Origin of the sequence: Mycobacterium sp. (genome assembly GCF_008709575.1) — a bacterium.
Lineage (GTDB): Bacteria > Actinomycetota > Actinomycetes > Mycobacteriales > Mycobacteriaceae > Mycobacterium.
Genome location: NZ_VYIK01000208.1, coordinates 623 through 954 on the forward strand (window position 1 = coordinate 623; position 332 = coordinate 954).

The 332-nt window shown below is 66.9% G+C and carries 1 pseudogene; it reads left to right on the plus strand.

Annotated elements, in window-relative coordinates:
• Positions 1-243: pseudogene (locus F6Q13_RS17920) on the plus strand (tyrosine-type recombinase/integrase); the annotation flags it as partial.
• Between the last annotated feature and the right edge of the window lie 89 nt (positions 244-332).

The window sequence follows — 332 nt, forward strand, 5'->3', positions numbered from 1 at the left end:
CTGCCAGACGTCGACCGGGCGCTGATGGCCGCCGTCGCGAATCTCAATGACCCGCTTGTGCGGACCGGCCTGCTGCTGTTACGCGCCACCGGCATGCGCCTGGGTGAACTACTCGACGTGGAACTGGGCTGCCTGCTGGACTTCGCCGGCCACGGCAACTGGCTGCGAGTGCCGGTGGGAAAGCTCAACTGCGAACGCATGGTGCCGCTGGACCCCGACACCGTCCAGGTGATCGACGCCTGAACGGGGCCGCCACCGTGCACTCTTCACCCCGCGACAGCTGGCTGACTGAGTTCTTGTTCCTCGAACACGGCCGCCGCCCACCGTCATTC